The 21019-nt window shown below is 59.6% G+C and carries 19 protein-coding genes and 1 pseudogene; 11 read left to right on the forward strand and 9 right to left on the reverse strand.

Features of this window, described 5'->3' with window-relative positions; translation table 11 throughout:
• Positions 1–134: 134 nt before the first annotated feature.
• The 11 genes from hutH (at position 135) to QN377_RS06420 (ending at position 14159) form a co-directional block, all read left to right on the forward strand.
• Positions 135–1667 (forward strand): histidine ammonia-lyase, encoded by a 1533-nt coding sequence (gene hutH / locus QN377_RS06370; protein WP_095000818.1) that lies wholly within the window; start codon positions 135–137, stop codon positions 1665–1667.
• Between the two features lie 74 nt (positions 1668–1741).
• Positions 1742–3145 (forward strand): amino acid permease, encoded by a 1404-nt coding sequence (locus QN377_RS06375; RefSeq protein WP_095017738.1) that lies wholly within the window; start codon positions 1742–1744, stop codon positions 3143–3145.
• A gap of 27 nt (positions 3146–3172) precedes the next feature.
• Positions 3173–4378, forward strand: coding sequence for an imidazolonepropionase (hutI, locus tag QN377_RS06380; protein ID WP_095017737.1), 1206 nt, complete (start codon positions 3173–3175; stop codon positions 4376–4378).
• A 10-nt stretch (positions 4379–4388) separates the two neighbouring features.
• A complete protein-coding gene (hutG, locus tag QN377_RS06385) occupies positions 4389–5183 on the forward strand; it encodes an N-formylglutamate deformylase (protein ID WP_095017736.1) in 795 nt (264 codons plus the stop codon).
• A gap of 220 nt (positions 5184–5403) precedes the next feature.
• On the forward strand, positions 5404–6375 hold the full coding sequence (gene pip / locus QN377_RS06390) for a prolyl aminopeptidase (RefSeq protein ID WP_095000822.1): 972 nt from the start codon (positions 5404–5406) through the stop codon (positions 6373–6375).
• On the forward strand, positions 6372–6809 hold the full coding sequence (gene dtd, locus QN377_RS06395; RefSeq protein WP_095000823.1) for a D-aminoacyl-tRNA deacylase: 438 nt from the start codon (positions 6372–6374) through the stop codon (positions 6807–6809). The genes pip and dtd overlap by 4 nt, the downstream gene beginning before the upstream one ends.
• A 231-nt stretch (positions 6810–7040) precedes the next feature.
• Positions 7041–8771 carry a glucan biosynthesis protein G gene (locus QN377_RS06400; protein WP_095001089.1) on the forward strand — a complete coding sequence of 577 codons (1731 nt, stop codon included), beginning with the start codon at positions 7041–7043 and terminating at the stop codon, positions 8769–8771.
• Positions 8764–11316 carry a glucans biosynthesis glucosyltransferase MdoH gene (gene mdoH, locus QN377_RS06405; RefSeq protein ID WP_095017735.1) on the forward strand — a complete coding sequence of 851 codons (2553 nt, stop codon included), beginning with the start codon at positions 8764–8766 and terminating at the stop codon, positions 11314–11316. Before QN377_RS06400 ends, mdoH begins: the two co-directional genes overlap by 8 nt.
• Positions 11317–11600: 284 nt before the next feature.
• Positions 11601–12398: a transporter substrate-binding domain-containing protein gene (locus QN377_RS06410; protein ID WP_016783160.1), complete on the forward strand. Its 798-nt coding sequence runs from the start codon at positions 11601–11603 to the stop codon at positions 12396–12398.
• Between the two features lie 74 nt (positions 12399–12472).
• Positions 12473–13432 carry an amino acid ABC transporter permease gene (locus QN377_RS06415; RefSeq protein WP_370688616.1) on the forward strand — a complete coding sequence of 320 codons (960 nt, stop codon included), beginning with the start codon at positions 12473–12475 and terminating at the stop codon, positions 13430–13432.
• Positions 13425–14159: an amino acid ABC transporter ATP-binding protein gene (locus tag QN377_RS06420; protein WP_095000826.1), complete on the forward strand. Its 735-nt coding sequence runs from the start codon at positions 13425–13427 to the stop codon at positions 14157–14159. Before QN377_RS06415 ends, QN377_RS06420 begins: the two co-directional genes overlap by 8 nt.
• Before the next feature lie 61 nt (positions 14160–14220).
• On the opposite strand, the gene QN377_RS06425 is transcribed toward QN377_RS06420, so the two are convergent.
• From QN377_RS06425 to hisI, 9 genes and pseudogenes are all read right to left on the reverse strand, one after another.
• Positions 14221–15789, reverse strand: coding sequence for a methyl-accepting chemotaxis protein (locus tag QN377_RS06425; RefSeq protein ID WP_095000827.1), 1569 nt, complete (start codon positions 15787–15789; stop codon positions 14221–14223).
• 96 nt (positions 15790–15885) lie between these two features.
• Positions 15886–16749 carry a methyl-accepting chemotaxis protein gene (locus tag QN377_RS22835; protein ID WP_373557828.1) on the reverse strand — a complete coding sequence of 288 codons (864 nt, stop codon included), beginning with the start codon at positions 16747–16749 and terminating at the stop codon, positions 15886–15888.
• Positions 16741–17850 (reverse strand): annotated as a pseudogene (locus tag QN377_RS22840) (methyl-accepting chemotaxis protein); the annotation flags it as partial. The pseudogene QN377_RS22840 and the gene QN377_RS22835, both read right to left, overlap by 9 nt.
• 131 nt (positions 17851–17981) lie before the next feature.
• Complete coding sequence (locus QN377_RS06435; RefSeq protein WP_095000829.1) at positions 17982–18692, reverse strand: 16S rRNA (uracil(1498)-N(3))-methyltransferase; 711 nt, start codon at positions 18690–18692, stop codon at positions 17982–17984.
• On the reverse strand, positions 18689–19486 hold the full coding sequence (tatC, locus tag QN377_RS06440; RefSeq protein WP_095000830.1) for a twin-arginine translocase subunit TatC: 798 nt from the start codon (positions 19484–19486) through the stop codon (positions 18689–18691). Before tatC ends, QN377_RS06435 begins: the two co-directional genes overlap by 4 nt.
• Before the next feature lie 4 nt (positions 19487–19490).
• Positions 19491–19907, reverse strand: a complete 417-nt coding sequence (gene tatB / locus QN377_RS06445) for a Sec-independent protein translocase protein TatB (RefSeq protein WP_095000831.1) — start codon at positions 19905–19907, stop codon at positions 19491–19493.
• 10 nt (positions 19908–19917) lie between these two features.
• The gene (locus QN377_RS06450; protein WP_019825245.1) at positions 19918–20196 is read right to left on the reverse strand and encodes a twin-arginine translocase TatA/TatE family subunit; all 279 of its coding nucleotides are present in this window, start codon (positions 20194–20196) and stop codon (positions 19918–19920) included.
• Between the two features lie 24 nt (positions 20197–20220).
• Positions 20221–20553: a phosphoribosyl-ATP diphosphatase gene (locus QN377_RS06455; RefSeq protein WP_095000832.1), complete on the reverse strand. Its 333-nt coding sequence runs from the start codon at positions 20551–20553 to the stop codon at positions 20221–20223.
• Positions 20546–20947 (reverse strand): phosphoribosyl-AMP cyclohydrolase, encoded by a 402-nt coding sequence (gene hisI / locus QN377_RS06460; RefSeq protein ID WP_095000833.1) that lies wholly within the window; start codon positions 20945–20947, stop codon positions 20546–20548. The genes QN377_RS06455 and hisI overlap by 8 nt, the downstream gene beginning before the upstream one ends.
• Between the last annotated feature and the right edge of the window lie 72 nt (positions 20948–21019).

Genomic DNA, 21019 nt, shown 5'->3' on the forward strand with positions numbered 1-21019 from the left:
TTAAAACCACACCCCCGCTGGGGCCCCGGGGGGTCGCGCCCGGCGCCTCTACGGCCCTGCCCCCCCGGCCCCGCTCCCACATGGTTGTTAAAGATTTCTATAATTTTCGGTAACACGCGTGAAGGAGTATTAACGTGCTTGAGTTAAACCTGATCCCCGGCCAACTGAGCCTTGCCCAACTGCGTGACATTTATCAGCAGCCGGTTACCCTCAGCCTGGACGCGAGCGCCTCGGCGCAGATCGATGCCAGCGTGGCGTGCGTTGAGCAGATCCTTGCCGAAAACCGCACCACCTACGGTATCAATACAGGTTTTGGCTTGTTGGCTTCGACCAAAATCGCCAGTGAAGACCTGGAAAACCTCCAGCGTTCGCTGGTGCTGTCCCACGCCGCTGGTATCGGCGAACCGATCAGCGATGACCTGGTGCGCCTGATCATGGTGCTCAAGGTCAACAGCCTGAGCCGTGGTTTCTCCGGGATTCGTCGCGTGGTCATCGATGCATTGATCGCCCTGATCAATGCCGAGGTTTACCCGCATATTCCGCTCAAAGGTTCGGTGGGCGCATCGGGCGATCTGGCGCCGTTGGCGCATATGTCGCTGGTGCTGCTGGGTGAAGGCAAGGCCCGTTACAAAGGCGAGTGGCTGGATGCCGTCACTGCCTTGAAACAAGCCGGTCTTGAGCCGCTGACCCTGGCTGCCAAGGAAGGCCTGGCCCTGCTTAACGGTACTCAAGTATCGACGGCCTACGCTCTGCGCGGTCTGTTTGAAGGCGAAGACCTGTTTGCCGCTGCGATGGCCTGTGGCGGCCTGACCGTTGAAGCCGTTCTGGGTTCGCGCTCGCCGTTCGACCCACGCATTCATGCTGCCCGCGGCCAACGCGGTCAAATCGACGCGGCGGCGATTTATCGCGATCTGCTGGGCACCAGCAGCGCAGTGTCCGAGTCGCACAAAAACTGCGACAAGGTACAAGACCCGTACTCCTTGCGCTGCCAGCCACAAGTCATGGGCGCCTGCCTGACCCAGTTCCGTCAGGCCGCCGAAGTGCTGGGCATTGAAGCCAACGCGGTGTCGGATAACCCGCTGGTATTTGCCGAACAGGGCGACGTGATCTCCGGCGGTAACTTCCACGCCGAGCCGGTTGCCATGGCTGCAGACAATATGGCGTTGGCCATTGCCGAAATCGGTTCGCTGAGTGAGCGTCGCATCTCGTTGATGATGGACAAGCACATGTCGCAACTGCCGCCGTTCCTGGTGGCCAATGGCGGCGTCAACTCCGGTTTCATGATCGCCCAGGTGACGGCTGCGGCCCTGGCCAGCGAGAACAAGGCGTTGTCCCACCCGCATAGCGTGGACAGCATTCCTACCTCGGCCAACCAGGAAGACCACGTATCGATGGCGCCTTCTGCGGGCAAGCGTCTGTGGGAAATGGCCGAAAACGTTCGCGGTGTTCTGGCCATTGAATGGCTGGCCGCGTGCCAGGGCCTGGATCTGCGTGATGGCCTGAAAACGTCCGCCAAGCTGGAAATCGCCCGCACCACCCTGCGCAGCAAAGTCGCGCATTATGAAAAAGACCGTTTCTTCGCGCCGGACATCGAAATCGCCATGCAACTGCTGGCGTCCCGTTGCCTGAACGCACTGCTGCCTGCACACGTTCTGCCAAGCCTGTAATCCAAAAAAACGCAGAGGGCCTACGGGCTCTCTGCGTCTCTGTTTTCGCCGACAAAAATAATCAAGGACGCGAAATGCAAAACCAGACTCAAGGTTTGAAACGCGGGCTTTCCGCTCGCCACATCCGTTTCATGGCGCTGGGTTCAGCGATCGGGACGGGTCTTTTCTATGGTTCAGCTGCTGCCATCCAGATGGCTGGACCTGCTGTGCTGCTGGCTTACCTGATTGGTGGCGCGGCGGTCTTCATGGTCATGCGCGCACTGGGCGAAATGGCCGTGCACAATCCGGTGTCCGGTTCCTTCGGTCACTACGCCAGCACCTATCTGGGGCCCATGTCGGGCTTTATTCTCGGCTGGACCTATGCCTTCGAGATGATCATCGTGTGTCTGGCCGATGTCACCGCGTTCGGTATTTACATGGGCTTCTGGTTCCCGGAAGTGGCGCGCTGGATCTGGGTGCTGGGTATCGTGCTGCTGATTGGCGGCCTGAACCTGTGCAGCGTTAAAGTCTTCGGTGAAATGGAGTTCTGGCTGTCGCTGCTCAAGGTTGCTGCCATCGTGGCGATGATCCTGGCCGGCTTCGGCATCATGCTGTTTGGTATTGGCACCTCGGGCAGCTCCGATGCGGTGGCGACCGGCATCAGCAACCTGTGGTCCTTCGGCGGCTTCATGCCCAATGGCGTGGGCGGTTTGATCGCCTCGTTTGCCGTGGTGATGTTTGCCTTTGGCGGCATTGAAATCATTGGTATTACCGCTGGCGAAGCCAAAGACCCGCAGCGTGTGATCCCTAAAGCGATCAACGCGGTTCCGCTGCGAATTCTGCTGTTCTATGTGCTGACTCTGTTTGTACTGATGGCCATTTACCCGTGGACTCAGATCGGCAGCCAGGGCAGCCCGTTTGTGCAGATCTTTGACAGTCTGGGTATCAGCTCGGCGGCCACCATCCTCAATATTGTGGTGATCTCGGCGGCAGTGTCGGCGATCAACAGCGACATCTTCGGTGCAGGCCGCATGATGTACGGGCTGGCCCAGCAAGGGCAGGCGCCCAAGGGCTTTGCCAAAATCTCCAGACACGGCGTGCCGTGGATGACCGTGCTGGTAATGGGCGCCACCTTGCTGGTGGGTGTGGTGCTTAACTACCTGATCCCGGAAAACATCTTTTTGGTGATCGCCTCGATCGCGACCTTTGCCACGGTATGGGTATGGCTGATGATTCTGGTCACCCAGGTGGCCATGCGTCGTTCCATGACCCGTGAACAAGTGGCCGAACTCAAGTTCCCGGTGCCGTTCTGGCCGTATGCGCCGATTGCCGCCATTGTGTTCATGGTGTTTATCTTCGGCGTACTGGGTTACTTCCCTGAGACACAAGCCGCGCTAATGGTAGGTGTGGTCTGGATTCTCATGCTGGTTGTGGCTTATCTGCTGTGGGTAAAACCTGCAGCGGGTCGGGCAATTGAAGTGGCTCCCGAGCTTTCCTGAGTTTTTGATCATTGACGGAGTGACGCGATGAAAACCCTTTGGCAGCACTGCAATGTCGCAACAATGGCCAACGGCACGTACTCGATCATCGAGGATGCCGCCCTCGTCACCCGTGACGGCTACATTGAGTGGCTTGGCCCGCGTCAGCAGTTGCCGACGGGCGAATATGGGCAAACCCACGGCCTTGAAGGCGCGTGGGTAACGCCGGGGCTTATCGATTGCCATACGCACACGGTGTTTGGCGGCAACCGCAGCGGTGAGTTCGAGCAGCGTCTGCAAGGCGTGAGCTATGCCGAAATCGCCGCGGTCGGCGGCGGTATTGCCAGCACTGTGCGTGCGACCCGCGCGGCCAGCGAGGACGAGTTGTTCGACAGTGCCCGTCAGCGTTTGCGGTGTTTGCTGCGCGATGGCGTGACCAGTGTCGAGATCAAGTCCGGTTATGGCCTGAGCCTGGAGAGTGAACGCAAAATTTTGCGGGTGATCCGCCGTCTTGGCGAAGCATTGCCGGTCACGGTGCGCAGCACCTGCCTGGCCGCCCATGCCTTGCCGCCGGAGTTCAAGGATCGCGCCGATGACTATATCGAGCATATCTGCAACGAGATGCTACCCGCGCTGGCGGCCGAAGGGCTGGTGGACGCTGTGGATGCGTTCTGCGAATACCTGGCGTTCTCACCGGCCCAGGTCGAGCGGGTGTTCAAGGTAGCGCAGCAATTGGGCCTGCCGGTCAAATTGCACGCCGAGCAGCTGTCTTCATTGCATGGCTCCAGCTTGGCGGCGCGCTATCAGGCGCTGTCGGCCGATCATCTGGAATTCATGACCGAAGAAGACGCCATTGCCATGGCCGCCTCCGGTACCGTGGCCGTGCTCTTGCCTGGTGCGTTTTACTTCTTGCGTGAAACCCAGTTGCCGCCGATGGAGGCCCTGCGCAAGCACGGGGTAAAAATCGCCATTGCCAGTGACCTCAACCCGGGAACCTCGCCGGGACTGTCGTTGCGCCTGATGCTGAACATGGCCTGCACCCTGTTCCGTATGACCCCCGAAGAAGCCCTGGCCGGGGTCACCCTGCACGCGGCAACGGCATTGGGCATGGGCGAGACCCACGGCTCGCTTGAGCCCGGCAAGGTGGCCGACTTTGTCGCCTGGAACATTGATCGTCCGGCAGACCTGGCTTATTGGCTGGGCGGTGATCTGGACAAACGCGTCGTGCGTAGCGGCGTTGACGTAACGCTTTAGGAGAAAGCTTGTGGACAAGGTTCTGACATTCAAACAAGGCCGCGTGCCGTTGCTGATCAGCATGCCCCATGCTGGTCTGAAACTGACTCCGGCAGTCAAGGCCGGGCTGATCCCTGAGGCGCAAAGCCTGCCGGACACCGACTGGCATATCCCGCAGCTGTACGACTTTGCCAGCGAGCTGGGTGCCAGCACCCTGGCAGCCGAGTATTCGCGGTTTGTGATTGACCTCAATCGCCCGCAGGACGATGCGCCGATGTATGTGGGCGCCACCACAGGTTTGTTCCCGGCCACGCTATTTGATGGCGTGCCATTGTTTCGTGAAGGGCTGGTGCCTACGAAAGAGGAGCGTGCGACGTACCTGGAGCAGATCTGGAAACCCTATCACCAGACCTTGCAACAGGAACTCAAACGCATGAAAGACGAGTTTGGCTATGCGCTGCTGTTTGATGCGCATTCCATTCGTTCGCAAATCCCTCATCTGTTTGACGGCCGTCTGCCGGACTTCAATCTGGGCACCTTCAATGGTGCCAGTTGCGATCCGACGCTGGCCCGCGATCTTGAAGCCATTTGTGCCGAGCATCCAGCCTACAGTCATGTACTGAACGGACGCTTCAAGGGTGGCCATATCACCCGTCATTACGGCAGTCCGGTGGACAACATCCATGCTGTGCAACTGGAACTGGCGCAGTGCACCTATATGGAAGAGTTCGAGCCGTTCAACTATCGCGAAGACCTTGCGGCACCGACCCGGGTGGTACTCAAGCAATTGTTGGCGCGGATTATTGAGTGGGGGCGGGAACGTTAAGTCAAAAGCCCCTCACCCTAGCCCTCTCCCGGAGGGAGAGGGGACAGAATGCGCGCGGCCTCAAGAACACCGACAATCAGCCCCCCTCGCCCTACAGGAGAGGGTAGGAGGCGCGCCACCGATACAAACCCCATCCTTTTAGTAAGGGCATGCTCAATACCTCCAATCGGGTTTATGATGCCTGACGGCAATCTCTTTCGACCCCTCCCTGGAGTGCGTAATGCAGACCTTGTTCCCGCAGATCAAACCCTACGCCCGGCATGAACTGGCGGTCGATGGCCCGCATGTGCTCTACGTTGACGAGAGCGGTTCGCCAGACGGCCTGCCGGTGGTGTTTGTCCACGGCGGGCCGGGGTCGGGTTGCGATGCCAACAGCCGCTGCTATTTCGATCCGGGCCTGTATCGCATCATCACCTTTGATCAGCGCGGCTGTGGTCGCTCGACACCGCACGCCAGCCTGGACAGCAACACCACGTGGGATCTTGTCGCCGATATGGAGCGGATTCGCCTGTACCTGGGCATCGACAAGTGGGTGTTGTTCGGCGGTTCGTGGGGCTCGACCCTGTCACTGGCGTACGCGCAAAGCCATCCAGCGCAAGTACATGGCCTGATTTTGCGTGGGATCTTTCTGGCGCGGCCGCAGGAAATCGAATGGTTCTATCAGGCAGGGGCCAGCCGGATTTTCCCCGACTACTGGCAGGACTATATCGCGCCGATCCCTGAGGAAGAGCGTGACGACCTGATGAGTGCCTTTCACAAGCGCCTCACGGGCAACGACCAGATTGCCCAGATGCATGTGGCCAAGGCATGGTCGACCTGGGAAGGCCGCGCCGCCACCCTGCGGCCCAACCCGCAGGTGGTCGAGCGCTTTTGCGACCCGCACCGGGCATTGTCCATTGCCCGTATCGAATGCCACTACTTTATGAACAACGCGTTCCTTGAGCCCAATCAACTGCTGCGGGACATGCACAAGATTGCCCACCTGCCGGCCGTGATCGTGCATGGCCGCTACGACATGATCTGCCCGCTGGATAACGCCTGGGAGCTGCACCAGGCCTGGCCGGGCAGTGAGCTGCAAATCATCCGTGAAGCCGGGCACGTCGCTTCCGAGCCCGGCATTACCGACGCCCTGGTGCGCGCCACCGAGCAAATGGCCCGTCGTCTGCTCAACTTGCAGCCTGACGAAGCATGAAGGGGCTGTTGCAGCGCGTCAGTGGCGCGCGGGTAGAGGTAGCGGGGGAGATTGTCGGTTCAATCGATCAGGGCTTGCTGGTGCTGGTTGCCGTCGAGCCCGGGGATACCGAAGCCAGCGCCGCCAAGTTGCTGCATAAGCTGCTCAACTATCGGGTATTCAGCGATGCCGAAGGCAAAATGAACCTGTCACTGGCCGATATCGGCGGCGGCTTGCTGCTGGTTTCGCAATTTACCCTGGCGGCAGACACCAAGAGCGGCCTGCGTCCGAGCTTTTCCACGGCAGCACCACCGGCATTGGCCGAGGCGTTGTTCAATCAGCTGCTTGAAGCGGCAAAACGACTTCACCCCAGCGTCGAATCGGGGCGTTTTGGCGCTGATATGCAGGTGCATTTGATCAATGATGGCCCTGTGACATTTTTGTTACAAACCTAAAACCCTGAAAAACCGTGTTTTCGTCTGAAAACAGGGGGTTTTAGCGAGAAATACTTGCTGACAGTAGATGCGTTGTAACGCGGGCTACTAGATAATCCTGCGCTACACAGAGACTAATCCGACACGTCCGGGGAATCATTTATTCCTTTGACGGTCGGAACAGTGCTCGCCAACCTGGCATTTAGATCGCTGGCCGTTGGTTTCATCATCTGTTTTCGGCGAGGTTTGCTCGTGATTGTTAGTCCATTAAATGCACCAAAAATGTCTGCCAAGCGGTTGCGTAACGCACTGGTGACGGGCTCTGCGCTCTTTTGCTTGTTCGGTGCGGGTCAACTGTGGGCATTCAGTCTGGATGACGTGGCGGCTGAGGCTAAAACCCTCGCCGAGCAGAAGTACCAAGCGCCGCGCAGCAATTTGCCAAAGGAATTCCGCGACATGAAGTTCGCGGACTACCAGAAAATCCAGTTCAACCGTGACAAGGCCCAGTGGGCGGGTGACAAAACCCCGTTCAAACTGTCCTTCTATCACCAGGGCATGCATTTCGACACGCCGGTGAAAATCAACGAAGTGACCGCCACCACGGTTGAAGAGATCAAGTACGACCCGAGCCGTTTCGACTTCGGCGACGTCAAGTTCGATCCTAAAGCCACCGAAAACCTCGGTTGGGCGGGTTTCCGCGTGCTGTATCCGATCAACAAGGCGGACAAACAGGACGAGATCATGACCATGCTCGGCGCGAGTTACTTCCGCGTTGTGGGCAAGGGCCAGATCTATGGTCTGTCGGCCCGTGGTATGGCGATCGACACGGCATTGCCGTCGGGCGAAGAGTTCCCGCGCTTCACCGAATTCTGGATCGAAAAACCCAAGCCTAACGACAAGCATCTGGTGATCTTCGCCCTGCTGGACTCGCCACGGGCTACCGGTGCTTACCGCTTTACCCTGCGCCCGGGCGTGGACACGGTAGTGGATGTCAAAGCGCAAATGTTCCTGCGTGACAAGGTCGGCAAGCTGGGCATCGCTCCGCTGACCAGCATGTACCTGTTTGGCGCCAACCAGCCGTCCAAGGTCCTCAACTACCGTCGCGAACTGCACGATTCGTCGGGCCTGGCCATTCACGCCGGTAACGGCGAGTGGATCTGGCGTCCGCTGAACAATCCGAAACACTTGTCGGTAAGCAACTTCGCCGTTGAAAACCCGCGTGGTTTCGGCTTGCTGCAACGTGGCCGGGATTTCAGCCACTACGAAGACCTGGATGACAACTACCATAAGCGTCCAAGTGCGTGGATCGAACCTCAGGGCGACTGGGGCAAAGGCTCGGTTGATCTGGTAGAAATTCCGACTGCTGATGAAACCAACGACAACATTGTTGCTTTCTGGAGCCCGGACACCCTGCCGGAGCCGCTCAAGCCTTTTGATTTCGCTTATCGCCTGCACTGGACCATGGATGAAGCAGCTCTGCACCCGGCCGACAGCGCCTGGGCACAACAGACCCTGCGTTCGACCGGTGACGTCAAGCAATCCAACCTGATCCGCCAGCCAGACGGCAGTGTGGCGTATCTGGTGGACTTCGAAGGCCCGTCCCTCAAGGCTCTGCCGGAAAATGCTGCTGTGCGCAGCCAGGTCAGTGTGGGTGACAACGCCGAACTGGTTGAAAACAACGTGCGTTACAACCCTGAAACCAAGGGCTGGCGTTTGACCCTGCGGTTGAAAATCAAAGACCCGAGCAAGGCCACGGAAATGCGTGCAGCGCTGGTCCAGGACGTTGAGCCGGCTGCGGCCGCCAAAGCGGATAAGGCACCTGAGACCAAAGCCGAGAAAGCTGCGGCCAAGGCACAGGACAAGAAAGACCACGCAGCCAAGGACGCCAAGGCGCCTGAAGCGACCCCAGCCACTCCGGAGCCGGTCAAGACTGAAAAAGTGCTGACCGAGACCTGGAGCTACCAGTTGCCAGCCGATGAGTAATGCTCAGCCCCACCCGGCCTCGCTCAGCGAGTACCTGGCGCATTTACCACTGAGCGATGAGCAGCGCGCGGAACTGGCGAACTGCACCTCGTTCGCCGAGTTGCATGCGCGCCTGTCGGCGCAGAGCGACGTGGATGCCGCCGAGGCCGCTCAGGCTTCGGTGGGCACGCGTCTGAACCTGACTTCGGCGGCTGAACTTGAGGAAGCAGAAATGCTCGCCCTCGACGCCAGCGGCCGGGTCATGCTCAAGGCTACGCCGCCGATTCGCCGTACCAAGGTAGTGCCAGAGCCATGGCGCACCAATATCCTGGTGCGTGGCTGGCGGCGCCTGACCGGGCGCAGCAACCCGCCCAAGCCGGAAATCGACGAACGCGTCCTGCCCAAGGCCCGCTGGCGTACGGTGGGTTCGATCCGCCGCTACATCCTGCTGGTGTTGATGCTCGGCCAGACCATCGTTGCGGGCTGGTACATGAAAGGCATCATGCCGTACCAGGGCTGGTCGTTCGTTGACCTTGAAGAAGTATTGCACCAGCCGTTGATGCAAACGGCCCAGCAAGTGCTGCCCTATGCCCTGCAAACCAGCATCCTGATCCTGTTCGGGATTCTGTTCTGTTGGGTGTCGGCGGGTTTCTGGACCGCCCTGATGGGCTTTCTGGAACTGCTGACCGGGCACGACAAATACCGTATTTCCGGCGCCAGCGCCGGTAATGAACCGATCCCGGAACAAGCGCGTACTGCGCTGGTGATGCCGATCTGCAACGAAGACGTCACCCGTGTATTCGCGGGTTTGCGCGCGACTTACGAGTCGGTGGCCGCCACCGGCGACCTGGACCGCTTCGACTTCTTCGTCCTCAGTGACAGCAACGACCCCGATATCTGCGTTGCCGAGCAACAGGCCTGGCTGGATGTATGCCGCGAAACCGAAGGTTTCGGGCGCATCTTCTATCGCCGTCGCCGTCGCCGTGTGAAACGTAAAAGCGGCAACCTTGACGACTTCTGCCGTCGCTGGGGCGGTGATTACAAGTACATGGTGGTGCTCGACGCAGACAGTGTGATGAGCGGTGAGTGCCTGACCAGCCTGGTACGCCTGATGGAAGCTACGCCGGACGCCGGTATCATCCAGACCGCGCCACGAGCCTCGGGCATGGACACGCTGTATGCGCGCATGCAGCAGTTCGCCACCCGTGTGTACGGCCCGCTGTTTACCGCCGGCTTGCACTTCTGGCAGTTGGGTGAATCCCACTACTGGGGTCACAACGCAATTATCCGCATGAAGCCGTTTATCGAGCACTGCGCCCTGGCACCGCTGCCGGGTAAAGGCGCTTTTGCGGGCGCGATCCTGTCCCACGACTTCGTGGAAGCCGCGTTGATGCGCCGTGCCGGTTGGGGTGTGTGGATTGCCTACGACTTGCCGGGCAGCTATGAAGAGTTGCCGCCTAACCTGCTGGATGAACTCAAGCGTGACCGTCGCTGGTGCCACGGTAACCTGATGAACTTCCGCCTGTTTCTGGTCAAGGGTATGCACCCGGTGCACCGTGCGGTGTTTCTGACCGGGGTGATGTCGTACCTGTCGGCACCGTTGTGGTTCTTCTTCCTGCTGTTGTCGACGGCCCTGCTGGCGGTCAACACGCTGATGGAGCCACAGTACTTCCTGGAACCACGGCAGTTGTACCCGTTGTGGCCACAGTGGCACCCGGAAAAAGCCGTGGCGCTGTTTTCCACCACCATCGTCTTGTTGTTCCTGCCCAAGCTGCTGAGCATCATTCTGATCTGGGCCAAGGGTGCCAAAGAGTTCGGTGGCAAGTTCAAAGTAACGCTGTCGATGCTGCTTGAGATGCTCTTCTCGGTGCTGCTGGCACCGGTGCGCATGATCTTCCACACCCGCTTTGTACTGGCCGCGTTTCTGGGCTGGGCGGCGACCTGGAACTCGCCACAGCGTGACGACGACTCCACGCCGTGGAGCGAAGCCGTACGCCGTCATGGCCCGCAAACCCTGCTGGGTGCGGCATGGGCTGCATTGGTGCTGTGGTTGAACCCGAGCTTTTTGTGGTGGCTGGTACCGATTGTCGGTTCACTGATGTTGTCGATCCCGGTTTCCGTGATCTCCAGCCGGGTGAAACTGGGCCTCAAGACCCGTGACGAAAGCCTGTTCCTGATTCCTGAGGAATATGCGCCGCCCCGTGAGTTGTCGGCTACCGCCGAATACACCCATGAAAATCGCTACCATGCGCTGCATGACGGTTTTGTCCGGGCCGTGGTTGATCCGCAGCAGAACGCATTGGCCTGTGCTTTGGCGACCTCGCGTCACCGGGAAGCCGAGCCGATTGAGTGGTTGCGTACCGAGCGTGTGCGTCATGCACTCAAAGTCGGTCCAGAGGGCGTTACCAACAACGAGCGCATGCAGTTGTTGAGCGACCCGGTTGCCCTTGCACGCCTGCATGCGCTGGTGTGGAGCGAGGGGCACGAAGGCTGGCTGAACGCCTGGCGTGAGTCGGTTGCTGCCGACCCTCACGCACCGCTGTTGCCGTTGCAGCCTGCTGCTTGATCCTTCGTGAGCAACCCGTTTCCGCTTTAAGTGGGAGCGGGCTTGCTCGCGATTGCATCACCTCGTAATACCTGTTGCACCGCGTCGCTTGTATCGCGAGCAAGCCCGCTCCCACAGTGACTGTATCCCCCGGCCATTGGCCTTTTCTGTTTCAAAACTCGTCTCACAACCCTCAGTGAGTTAGCATCCGTTTTCGAATGGGTGAGTGCCCGGCTTTATTGGCTTTTTGCTTCAAGCCAGCCGCTGGCCAACACCTTAATTGAGTAGGTGAGGGGGAGTTGATGATGAAGAAGTTTGTCTCGAAACTGCTGTGCGGTGTCACTGCACTGCTGGCGATCAGCGCAGCCCATGCAGGCGCAATTGATGATGCGGTCAAGCGTGGCACCTTAAAGGTGGGCATGGACCCTACCTACATGCCCTTTGAAATGACCAACAAGCGTGGCCAGATCATTGGCTTCGAAGTTGACCTGCTCAAAGCGATGGCCAAGTCCATGGGTGTCAAGCTGGAGCTGGTATCTACCGGTTACGACGGCATCATCCCGGCCCTGATGACCAACAAGTTCGACATGATCGGCAGCGGCATGACCCTGACCCAGGAACGCAACTTGCGCCTGAACTTCAGCGAACCCTTCATTGTTGTGGGCCAAACCCTGCTGGTACGCAAGGAACTGGCTGACAAGATCAAGTCCTACAAAGACCTCAACGACCCGCAATACCGCCTGACCTCGAAAATCGGCACCACCGGCGAAATGATCGCCCGCAAGCTGATGTCCAAAGCCCAGTACCACGGCTACGACAACGAGCCTGAAGGTGTGCTGGACGTGGTTAACGGTAAGGCTGATGCCTTTGTATACGACGCGCCTTACAACGTTGTAGCCGTCAACAAGTTCGGTAACGGCAAACTGGTGTTCCTTGACCAGCCATTCACCTACGAGCCACTGGCCTTCGGTCTGAAGAAGGGTGACTACGACAGCATCAACTTCATCAACAACTTCCTGCACCAGATCCACGAAGACGGCACTTACGATCGCATCCATGACAAGTGGTTCAAAGACACCGCCTGGCTCAAGGACATGGAATAAGGCTGATTGAATCATCGCGGGCTTGCCCGCGATGACGGCCTCCCTAGCGATACAAGACGTGGAACCTGAAAGTGATCAAACAAAAAAAAGCCCAGTGGCCCTGGCACGTATTGACCGTGCTGGTGCTCATCGGCCTGGCGGGGGCTTTGTATTACGCCACCTCGCTGATGTCTTACGAATGGCGCTGGAACCGCGTCCCCCAGTATTTCGCTTATCAGGCCGAAGAAGCCCAGCGGGCTGCTGAGCACTCGACCATCATCGAACTGGTACGCAAGGGCGACACTGCCGAAGTGCTGCTGCGCGGTGATGATGGCAATGAACAACGGGTGAGCGTTGCCGGCAATAGCCTGCAACTGGCCGAAGGTGACGAAGTCGACGAAGGCGATGTGATCGGCGTCAACCGCCACTGGGCTGCGGGGCCGCTGCTGTGGGGCCTGTGGACGACCGTCTGGCTGTCGCTGGTGTCTGGCGTACTGGGCTTGATTATCGGGCTGGTTACGGGCCTGTGCCGGCTATCGAACAACCCGACCCTGCGCGACCTCTCGACACTGTACGTCGAACTGGTCCGTGGCACGCCGTTGCTGGTGCAGATTTTTATCTTCTACTTCTTTATCGGCACCGTACTCAACCTGTCCCGCGAATTTGCCGGTATTGCCGCGCTGTCGCTGTTCACCGGTGCGTATGTGGCTGAAATCATCCGCTCGGGCGTGCAGTCCATTGCTCGCGGGCAAAACGAAGCGGCCCGCTCGCTGGGCCTCAACGGCAGCCAGTCGATGCGCTATGTGGTGTTGCCGCAGGCGTTCAAGCGGGTGCTGCCGCCATTGGCCGGGCAATTTATCAGCCTGGTCAAGGACACTTCGCTGGTGTCGGTGATTGCCATTACCGAACTGCTCAAAAGCGGTCGGGAAGTCATCACTACCTCGTTTTCGCCGTTCGAAATCCTGTTCTGCGTAGCGGGCCTGTACCTGTTGATCAACCTGCCGCTGTCGCATTTCGCCAGCCGGCTTGAGCGGAGGCTCGCGCAAAGTGATTGAAGTTCGCGAACTGGTAAAAGTCTTCGACACCCGCGGCCATATCGTGCGCGCCGTGGACAACGTCAGCACCACCGTCGCCCAGGGCGAAGTGCTGGTGGTGATTGGCCCGTCGGGTTCCGGCAAGTCGACTTTCCTGCGCTGCCTCAACGGCCTGGAAGACTTCGACTCGGGCTCCGTCAGCATCGACGGCCTGGATCTGGCCAACCCCAAGACCGACGTGAACGCCTACCGGCGTGAAGTCGGCATGGTGTTCCAGCATTTCAACCTGTTTCCGCATATGACCGTGCTGGAAAACCTGTGCCTGGCGCAGAAGGTTGTGCGCAAGCGCGGCAAGACCGAGCGCGAAGCCAAGGCCCGGGCATTGCTGGACAAGGTCGGGATCGGGCAAAAAGCCAATGAGTACCCGTCACGTCTCTCGGGTGGCCAGCAACAGCGTGTGGCAATTGCCCGTGCACTGGCGATGGAACCCAAGGTGATGTTGTTTGACGAGCCGACTTCGGCGCTCGACCCGGAGATGGTCGGCGAAGTGCTGGACGTGATGAAGACCCTGGCCCGCGAAGGCATGACCATGGTCTGCGTGACCCACGAAATGGGCTTTGCCCGTGAAGTGGCGAACCGCGTGCTGTTCTTTGACCACGGCAAGTTGCTGGAAGATTCCGCCCCGGAAGATTTCTTCACCTCGCCCAAAGACCTGCGCGCCCAGGCGTTTTTGCGTCAGGTGCTTTAAGAGCAGGGCCTGCCTGCTTTTGTGGGAGCGGGCTTGCCCGCTCCCACAGGGGCAGAGGTTTCTAAACCTTGAACCGCCCCACCAATGTCTGCAAATGCGTACCCAGGCGCGCCAGTTCAACGCTGGAGGCTGCTGTCTCTTCGCTGGCGGCGGCGGTTTGCTCAGACACATCACGCACATTCAATACACTGCGGTTGATTTCCTCCGCCACCGCGCTCTGCTGCTCGGCGGCTGCGGCAATCTGCTGGTTCATGCCCTGAATCGTAGACACCGTGCGGGTAATATTGCCCAGTGATTCGCCTGCTCGACGGGTCAGCTCAACGCTGTTGTCAGTCAGGGCGCGGCTGCTGTCCATGCTGCTGGAGACCTGCTGGGTGCCGCTTTGCAGCCCGGCAATCAGCTCTTCGATCTCCTCCGTGGATTTTTGCGTGCGCTGCGCCAGGCTGCGTACCTCATCGGCCACCACGGCAAAGCCGCGACCGGCTTCACCCGCCCGTGCCGCTTCAATCGCCGCGTTGAGCGCCAGCAGGTTGGTTTGCTGAGCCACGGACTTGATCACGTCAAGCACACTGCCGATCTTGTCGCTCTCGCGCTTGAGATGGCCCATGGCGTCGGTGGAATGGCCGACTTCGATGGCCAGCTTCTCGATCTGGGCCAGGGCCTGCGCGACCACTGTGTCGCCTTCACGCGCCTGCTGGTCGGCCGCGAGCGCAGCCTCGGAAGCTTCTTCGGCATTACGCGCCACTTCCTGCACGGTTGCCGCCATTTCGTGCATGGCGGTAGCGACCTGATCGGTCTCGACCTTCTGGTTGTTGACCCCGGCGCTGGTTTGCTCGGTGACCGCCGAGAGTTCTTCGGCGGCACTGGCGATTTGCGTTATGCCGTCGCTGATACCGCCAATCAATTCCCGCAGGCCGGCAGTCATGCGCTGTATGGCTTGCTGTAGCTGGCCCAGCTCGTCGCGGCGGTCGGTCGGGTGGTCGTGGGTCAGGTCGCCTGCTGCAATGCGCTCAACGGTTTTGAGGGTGCGTTGCAGCGGTATGACTATCTGGCGGGTAATAACCCAGGCAGCAATGATGCCCAGTACCAGTGCCAGCAGTGTGCAGCCGATCAGCAGGTTGGTAGCCTGGCGGCTTTCGTTGTTGCGTTTGGTGGCCTGCAGGGTCGAGAGCTTCTGGCTTTGCTCGATCAGGACATTGCCCTGCTGGTGCATGCGTTCAACGGCTTGATCACTGGCCTGCGTACCCTGGATCAGGTCGGCGAAGGCACGTTTGTACTCCGCCACGGCGTTGAGCTGCTGCTCAACCAGGGCCAGGTCGTCGGGAGAGGTCAGTTGTTTGCGCGACAACGCCAGTGCGTTGTCCAGTTCGCTCAGTTGGTTGGTAACGCCGGCAAGTGCGCTTTCCCCGGGCTGGCGTTCATATTCGAGGCGGGCAATACGCAGGTCTTTGGTCAGGCTGATGATTTTCGAAATGTTGGCCAGCTTGTCGCCCCGGTCGATCACCGAGACCAGGCCGTTCCAGCCCGTGCCGGCAATCAGCAGGGTCAGCACCAGCACCAGGCCGAAGCCCAGGCAGAGTTTGCGGTTGACGCTGATATTGCCCAGCAGTTGGGCCAGCTGACGGTACATGGTGATACTCCTTGGAGGGGTATCAGGTCATCGGCGTCGTGGCCCGGAACTGAAGGACAGTTGCCGTTAGTGTGACGAAAGTCGCACCGCTCCTGGTCAGACCTTGAAACGGGCCACCAGGGTTTGCAGCTGTGTGCCTAGCCGTGCGAGTTCAATGCTGGAGGCGGCGGTCTGCTTGCTGGCGGTGGCAGTTTGCTCTGACACGTCGCGCACATTCACCACACTGCGGTTGATCTCTTCGGCCACCGCGCTTTGTTGCTCGGCCGCGGCCGCAATCTGCTGATTCATACCTTGAATGGTCGATACGGTACGGGTAATGGTGCTCAAAGACTCACCCGCCCGCCGGGTCAACTCTACACTGCTGTCCGTCAGCAACCGGCTGCTGTCCATGCTGCTGGATACTTGTTGCGTACCGTTTTGCAGGCCCGTGATCAGCACTTCAATCTCTTCCGTGGACTTCTGCGTGCGCTGCGCCAGGCTGCGTACCTCGTCGGCCACCACGGCAAAACCACGACCTGCCTCTCCGGCACGGGCGGCTTCAATTGCGGCGTTGAGGGCCAGCAAGTTGGTTTGTTGCGAAACAGCCTTGATGACATCCAGTACGCTACCGATCTTGTCACTTTCGTGCTTCAGATGTGCCATTGCATCAGTGGATAGCTGCACTTCCGCCACCAGGCGGCCAATCTGCTCAACGGCCTGGGCCACCACGGTGTCACCTTCCTGAGCTTGCAGGTCGGCGGTGATCGCGGCTTTGGACGCTTCCTGGGCATTGCGCGCGACTTCATGCACGGTGGCGGCCATTTCATTCATGGCAGTGGCGACCTGATCGGTTTCGATGCGCTGGCTGTTGACCCCTGCGCTGGTTTGCCCGGTAACGGCAGACAGCTGCTCCGCTGCGCTGGCAATTTGGCTAACGCCTTCGCCGATCCCGCAGATCAGTTCGTGCAAGCCCCCGCGCATGACTTCAATGGCCTGCTGCAGCTGGCCGGGTTCGTCACGGCGGGTTGTCGGGCGGCTCTGGCTGAGGTCACCGGCTGCCACGGCCCGGACAATATTGAGCGTGTCGCGCAAGGGCGTAACGATCTGCCAGGTGATGATCCAGGCCGCGATAATACCCAGCACCAGTGCCAATGATGCGCAGACCAGCAGCGCGGTTTTGGCGTGTCGGGTATCGATATCCCGTTGGTCAAGTTGTGACAGGGACAGTTTGTTGCTCAGGTCGACCAGTGCATCGCCCAGTACTTGCAGTTGTGATAATTGCTTGTCGCTATTCACTTGGGAATCGCGAAAGTCGATAAAGGCAGCGCGGTAGTTCTTCAGCGAAGCGATGGCCTGCTCGAATTGAGGGGCATAGGTAGCGGGCAGTCGCTTACTGAGGCTGGCCAGTTCTGCCAGCGCTTGATCGATGGCTTCCACGGCAGGCACCGCGGCATCGATGTCGCCGGTGTGGGTGTAGCCGCGCACCTCGAAGCGGGCCTGCAACAGCGACCGGTTGACCTGGTTGACGCTGTTGAACTCGGCCAGGTTTTCACTCTGGAGCACGTCCTTTTCGATCCCGGCAATCTGGCTGAGGGCGGCGACGGATGTTGCACCGAGCTTGGCCCTGCTGACTTCGCGTGCCCGGGTCGCCTCATCGATAGTGGCGAAGATGCTCTTGTACTGCTCGACGGCCCTGATTTCGTCCTTGCTCATGCTCAGGTCATTGGCCTGGACCATCAGCTTGTTGGCGGCGACCAGCTGGTTACCGATCTTGTTGAGCAGGTCATTGACCTCGCCCGGGCCGTTTTCACCGTTGTTCTTGTCGTAGGTGACGCGGGCAATGCGCAAATCCTTGATCAGGGCGATGACCTGGGAAATATTGGCCAGCTTGTCGCCCCGCTCAATCACGCTGGTCAGCCCCTTCCAGCCGGTGATGGTGATGAGCAGGGTCAGCAGCAACACAAGGCCGAAGCCCAGGCCGAGCTTACGATTGACACTGATATTGCCTAGTGTGGCAGTCAACCAATGGTTCATGGACGAGTTCCTTTTTTTGATCGATTGGCATCGATAACAGCCGTCCATGGCTTCTTGAGTGATATTGAAGTGCTACTGCATCGGCTCGAGCGAGCAAATCTTAAGGAGGAAAAGAGGCTACACAAATGTCAGGGGCTGCTGCGGGCCTGGAATGCGTCCGCAGCGCCCTGCAGAGCGGTCTAGAACAGGCGGGCGAGCAGCGCCGTGACGGCGGTTTCGACCCGCAGGATGCGTGCGCCCAGTTGCACTGGCTGCAAGCCCGCCTTGGCCAGCAAGTCGATCTCGTAGGGGATCCAGCCACCCTCAGGGCCGATGGCCAGGGTTACGGCCTCATCCAGCCCGCGCGGGCAGGCCGGGTAATCCCCCGGGTGGCCCACCAGGCCCAGGGTGCCTTCCACCAGCGCCGGCAGGCGGTCTTCGACAAACGGCTTGAAGCGTTTTTCGATGATGACCTCGGGCAACACGCTGTCACGGGACTGCTCCAGCCCCAGGATCAACTGTTCACGGATGGCTTCGGGCTCCAGAAACGGTGTCTGCCAGAAGCTTTTTTCAACCCGGTAGCTGTTGACCAGAATGATCTTGGGCACACCCATCGAGGCTACGGTTTGCAGCACCCGGCGCAGCATTTTCGGGCGCGGCAGCGCCAGCAGCAGGGTCAGTGGCAGTTTGGCGGGTGGCGGCAGGTCCAGGCTGTGGATAACCAGCTCAGCCTCTTTGGCCTCCAGACGCACCAGTTCGGCGCTGCCCATCAGCCCGCCAATGCGCCCCACGCGCAGGCTGTCGCCCACTGCAGCACGGTGAACTTCCTGCATATGCGTCAGGCGCCGGTCACGCAGGATCACGCGGTCGGCGGCAATGAAATCAGCCTCTTCGAGGAGCAGCAGGTTCACGCTTGTGGTGCTGGCGGTTGGGCGTCGTTATCGGCCGGTTGCTCGTCTGCGTCATCGCCACGCTTGTTTTTGCTGACCAGGCTGCCAAACAGGATGCCGATTTCAAACAGCATCCACATCGGGATCGCCAGCAAGGTTTGCGAGAAAATGTCGGGCGGGGTCAGGATCATGCCGACCACGAAGCAGCCGATAATCACGTAGGGGCGGATCTTGCGCAGGTATTGCACATCGACGATGCCGATCCACACCAGCAGCACTACGGCTACGGGGATTTCAAAGGCCACGCCAAAAGCAAAGAACAGGGTCATGACGAAATCAAGGTAGCTGCTGATATCGGTCATCATCGCAACCCCTTCCGGGGTGGCAGCGGCGAAGAACTTGAACACCAGCGGGAATACCAGGAAGTAGGCAAAGGCCATGCCGGCGTAAAACAGGAAAATGCTCGACACCAGCAGGGGCACGGCGATGCGTTTTTCATGCTTGTACAGGCCCGGTGCAATAAACCCCCAGATCTGATGCAGGATCACCGGAATGGCGATAAACAGCGAGACCATCATGGTCAGCTTGAGGGGGGTCAGGAACGGCGAGGCCACGTCGGTGGCGATCATCGTTGCACCCACCGGCAGGTATTCACGCAGCGGCGTGGAGACCAGGGTGTAGATCTGCTGGGTAAAGGCAAACAGCCCGGCAAAAATGATGAAAATCGCCGCGATGCAGCGCAACAGGCGGGTACGCAACTCGGTCAGGTGCGAAACCAGCGGCATTGGCTGGTCGTGTTCAGGCTTATCGCTCATGCGCTTAAGGGGCTCGCGGTGGCAGGGTGGGGTCGTGTGGCGCTGCCGGTTGCGGCGCAGGGGCGGACGCGGTTTTGCTCAGGGTCACGGGCGCAGCGCTCGCAGACTCTGGGTGTGCGACGGGAGCGGTACTGACAGGTGGCTCGGTGGGCGTTAACGGCTTCACAGCGTCCTGCAGCGGAGCCAGAATTTTCTTGGCTTCCTCTTCCATCGACAGGATATGTTCGTTGTGCAGCTGCCGACGTATTTCGTCCGCGCCGATTTCCCGTTCAACTTCCTGTTTGATCGCATTAAAGCTGCGTTTCAGGCGCCCGATCCACAGGCCCGCCGTGCGTGCAGCACCCGGCAAGCGCTCGGGGCCGAGCACCAGCAGGGCCACCAGGCCGACGAGCAGCAGTTCACTGAAGCTGATACCGAACATTAGTTTTGGCTCACACGTCTTTGCGGGTCGGCTCTTCGACTTTTTGCGCCTGCACGTCGATGGTGTGCGGCTCGTTCAGGGTCGAAGTGGTGTGCGGCTGCGGCGCGGCGGTTGGCTGCGCAGGTGGAACCACGGGCTCGGCAGGTTTTTCGTCGTCGTTCATGGCCTTGCGAAAGCCCTTGATCGATTCGCCGACATCCGTGCCCAGGTTTTTCAGTTTTTTGGTGCCGAAGACAAGGACTACGACTACCAGAATGACGATCCAGTGTTTCCAGTCAAAAATGCCCATGATCTGTTCCTTTGCAAATAAGGGTTAGGTGGACGGCCGCGAGGCTTTTTCCACATGGCCGGAGGTGCCGATACGACGCTCCAGTTCATCCAGTACGGCCTGAGGGTGCTGCCCCAGCTGGGCCAGCATGATCATGCTATGGAACCACAGATCGGCTGTTTCGTAGATGACATCGCTGCAATCACCGCTGATGGCAGCGTCCTTGGCGGCGATGATGGTCTCGATCGACTCTTCGCCGACCTTTTCCAGAATCTTGTTCAGGCCCTTGTGGTACAGACTGGCCACATAGGAGCTGTCCGGGGTTGCGCCTTTGCGCGCTTCGAGCACTTGGGCTACGCGGCTCAGAGTGTCAGTCATGGGAGTGCCCTGCTTGGTAAATGGCGTGCGGATCTTTAAGTACCGGGTCGACGATCTTCCACTCGGCGTTTTCGTACACGCGGTAGAAGCAGCTCTGACGGCCGGTATGGCAGGCGATATCACCGATTTGTTCGACCATCAGGATGATCACGTCGGCGTCGCAGTCCAGGCGCATTTCATGCAGCTTTTGCACATGGCCGGACTCTTCGCCCTTGCGCCACAGCTTGCCACGGGAACGTGACCAGTAGATGGCACGGTTCTCGGTTGCCGTCAGGCTCAGTGCCTCGCGGTTCATCCAGGCCATCATCAGTACGCGCCCGGTTTTGTGGTCCTGGGCAATCGCCGGCACCAGGCCGTCGTTGTCCCATTTGATCTCGTCCAGCCAGTCTTTCATGTTCGACTCCGACAACCTGCCTCAGCCCTGTGGCTGAGGCCTGGTGAATTAACAGTTTGCCAGCCTCGACCG

The organism is Pseudomonas sp. CCC4.1 (genome assembly GCF_035019225.1).
Classification (GTDB): domain Bacteria; phylum Pseudomonadota; class Gammaproteobacteria; order Pseudomonadales; family Pseudomonadaceae; genus Aquipseudomonas; species Aquipseudomonas bubulae.

What these genes read in the sequence shown, in the direction of transcription:
- QN377_RS06455 (WP_095000832.1), bottom strand. Translation starts at nt 20,553, where the DNA reads ATGACTGACACTCTGAGCCGCGTAGCCCAAGTGCTCGAAGCGCGCAAA.
- pip (WP_095000822.1), top strand. Translation starts at nt 5,404, where the DNA reads ATGCAGACCTTGTTCCCGCAGATCAAACCCTACGCCCGGCATGAACTG.
- QN377_RS06375 (WP_095017738.1), top strand. Translation starts at nt 1,742, where the DNA reads ATGCAAAACCAGACTCAAGGTTTGAAACGCGGGCTTTCCGCTCGCCAC.
- tatC (WP_095000830.1), bottom strand. Translation starts at nt 19,486, where the DNA reads ATGAGCGATAAGCCTGAACACGACCAGCCAATGCCGCTGGTTTCGCAC.
- QN377_RS06410 (WP_016783160.1), top strand. Translation starts at nt 11,601, where the DNA reads ATGAAGAAGTTTGTCTCGAAACTGCTGTGCGGTGTCACTGCACTGCTG.
- hisI (WP_095000833.1), bottom strand. Translation starts at nt 20,947, where the DNA reads ATGAAAGACTGGCTGGACGAGATCAAATGGGACAACGACGGCCTGGTG.
- QN377_RS22835 (WP_373557828.1), bottom strand. Translation starts at nt 16,749, where the DNA reads ATGCGCGGGGGCTTGCACGAACTGATCTGCGGGATCGGCGAAGGCGTT.
- tatB (WP_095000831.1), bottom strand. Translation starts at nt 19,907, where the DNA reads ATGTTCGGTATCAGCTTCAGTGAACTGCTGCTCGTCGGCCTGGTGGCC.
- QN377_RS06425 (WP_095000827.1), bottom strand. Translation starts at nt 15,789, where the DNA reads ATGTACCGTCAGCTGGCCCAACTGCTGGGCAATATCAGCGTCAACCGC.
- mdoH (WP_095017735.1), top strand. Translation starts at nt 8,764, where the DNA reads ATGAGTAATGCTCAGCCCCACCCGGCCTCGCTCAGCGAGTACCTGGCG.
- hutI (WP_095017737.1), top strand. Translation starts at nt 3,173, where the DNA reads ATGAAAACCCTTTGGCAGCACTGCAATGTCGCAACAATGGCCAACGGC.
- dtd (WP_095000823.1), top strand. Translation starts at nt 6,372, where the DNA reads ATGAAGGGGCTGTTGCAGCGCGTCAGTGGCGCGCGGGTAGAGGTAGCG.
- QN377_RS06450 (WP_019825245.1), bottom strand. Translation starts at nt 20,196, where the DNA reads ATGGGCATTTTTGACTGGAAACACTGGATCGTCATTCTGGTAGTCGTA.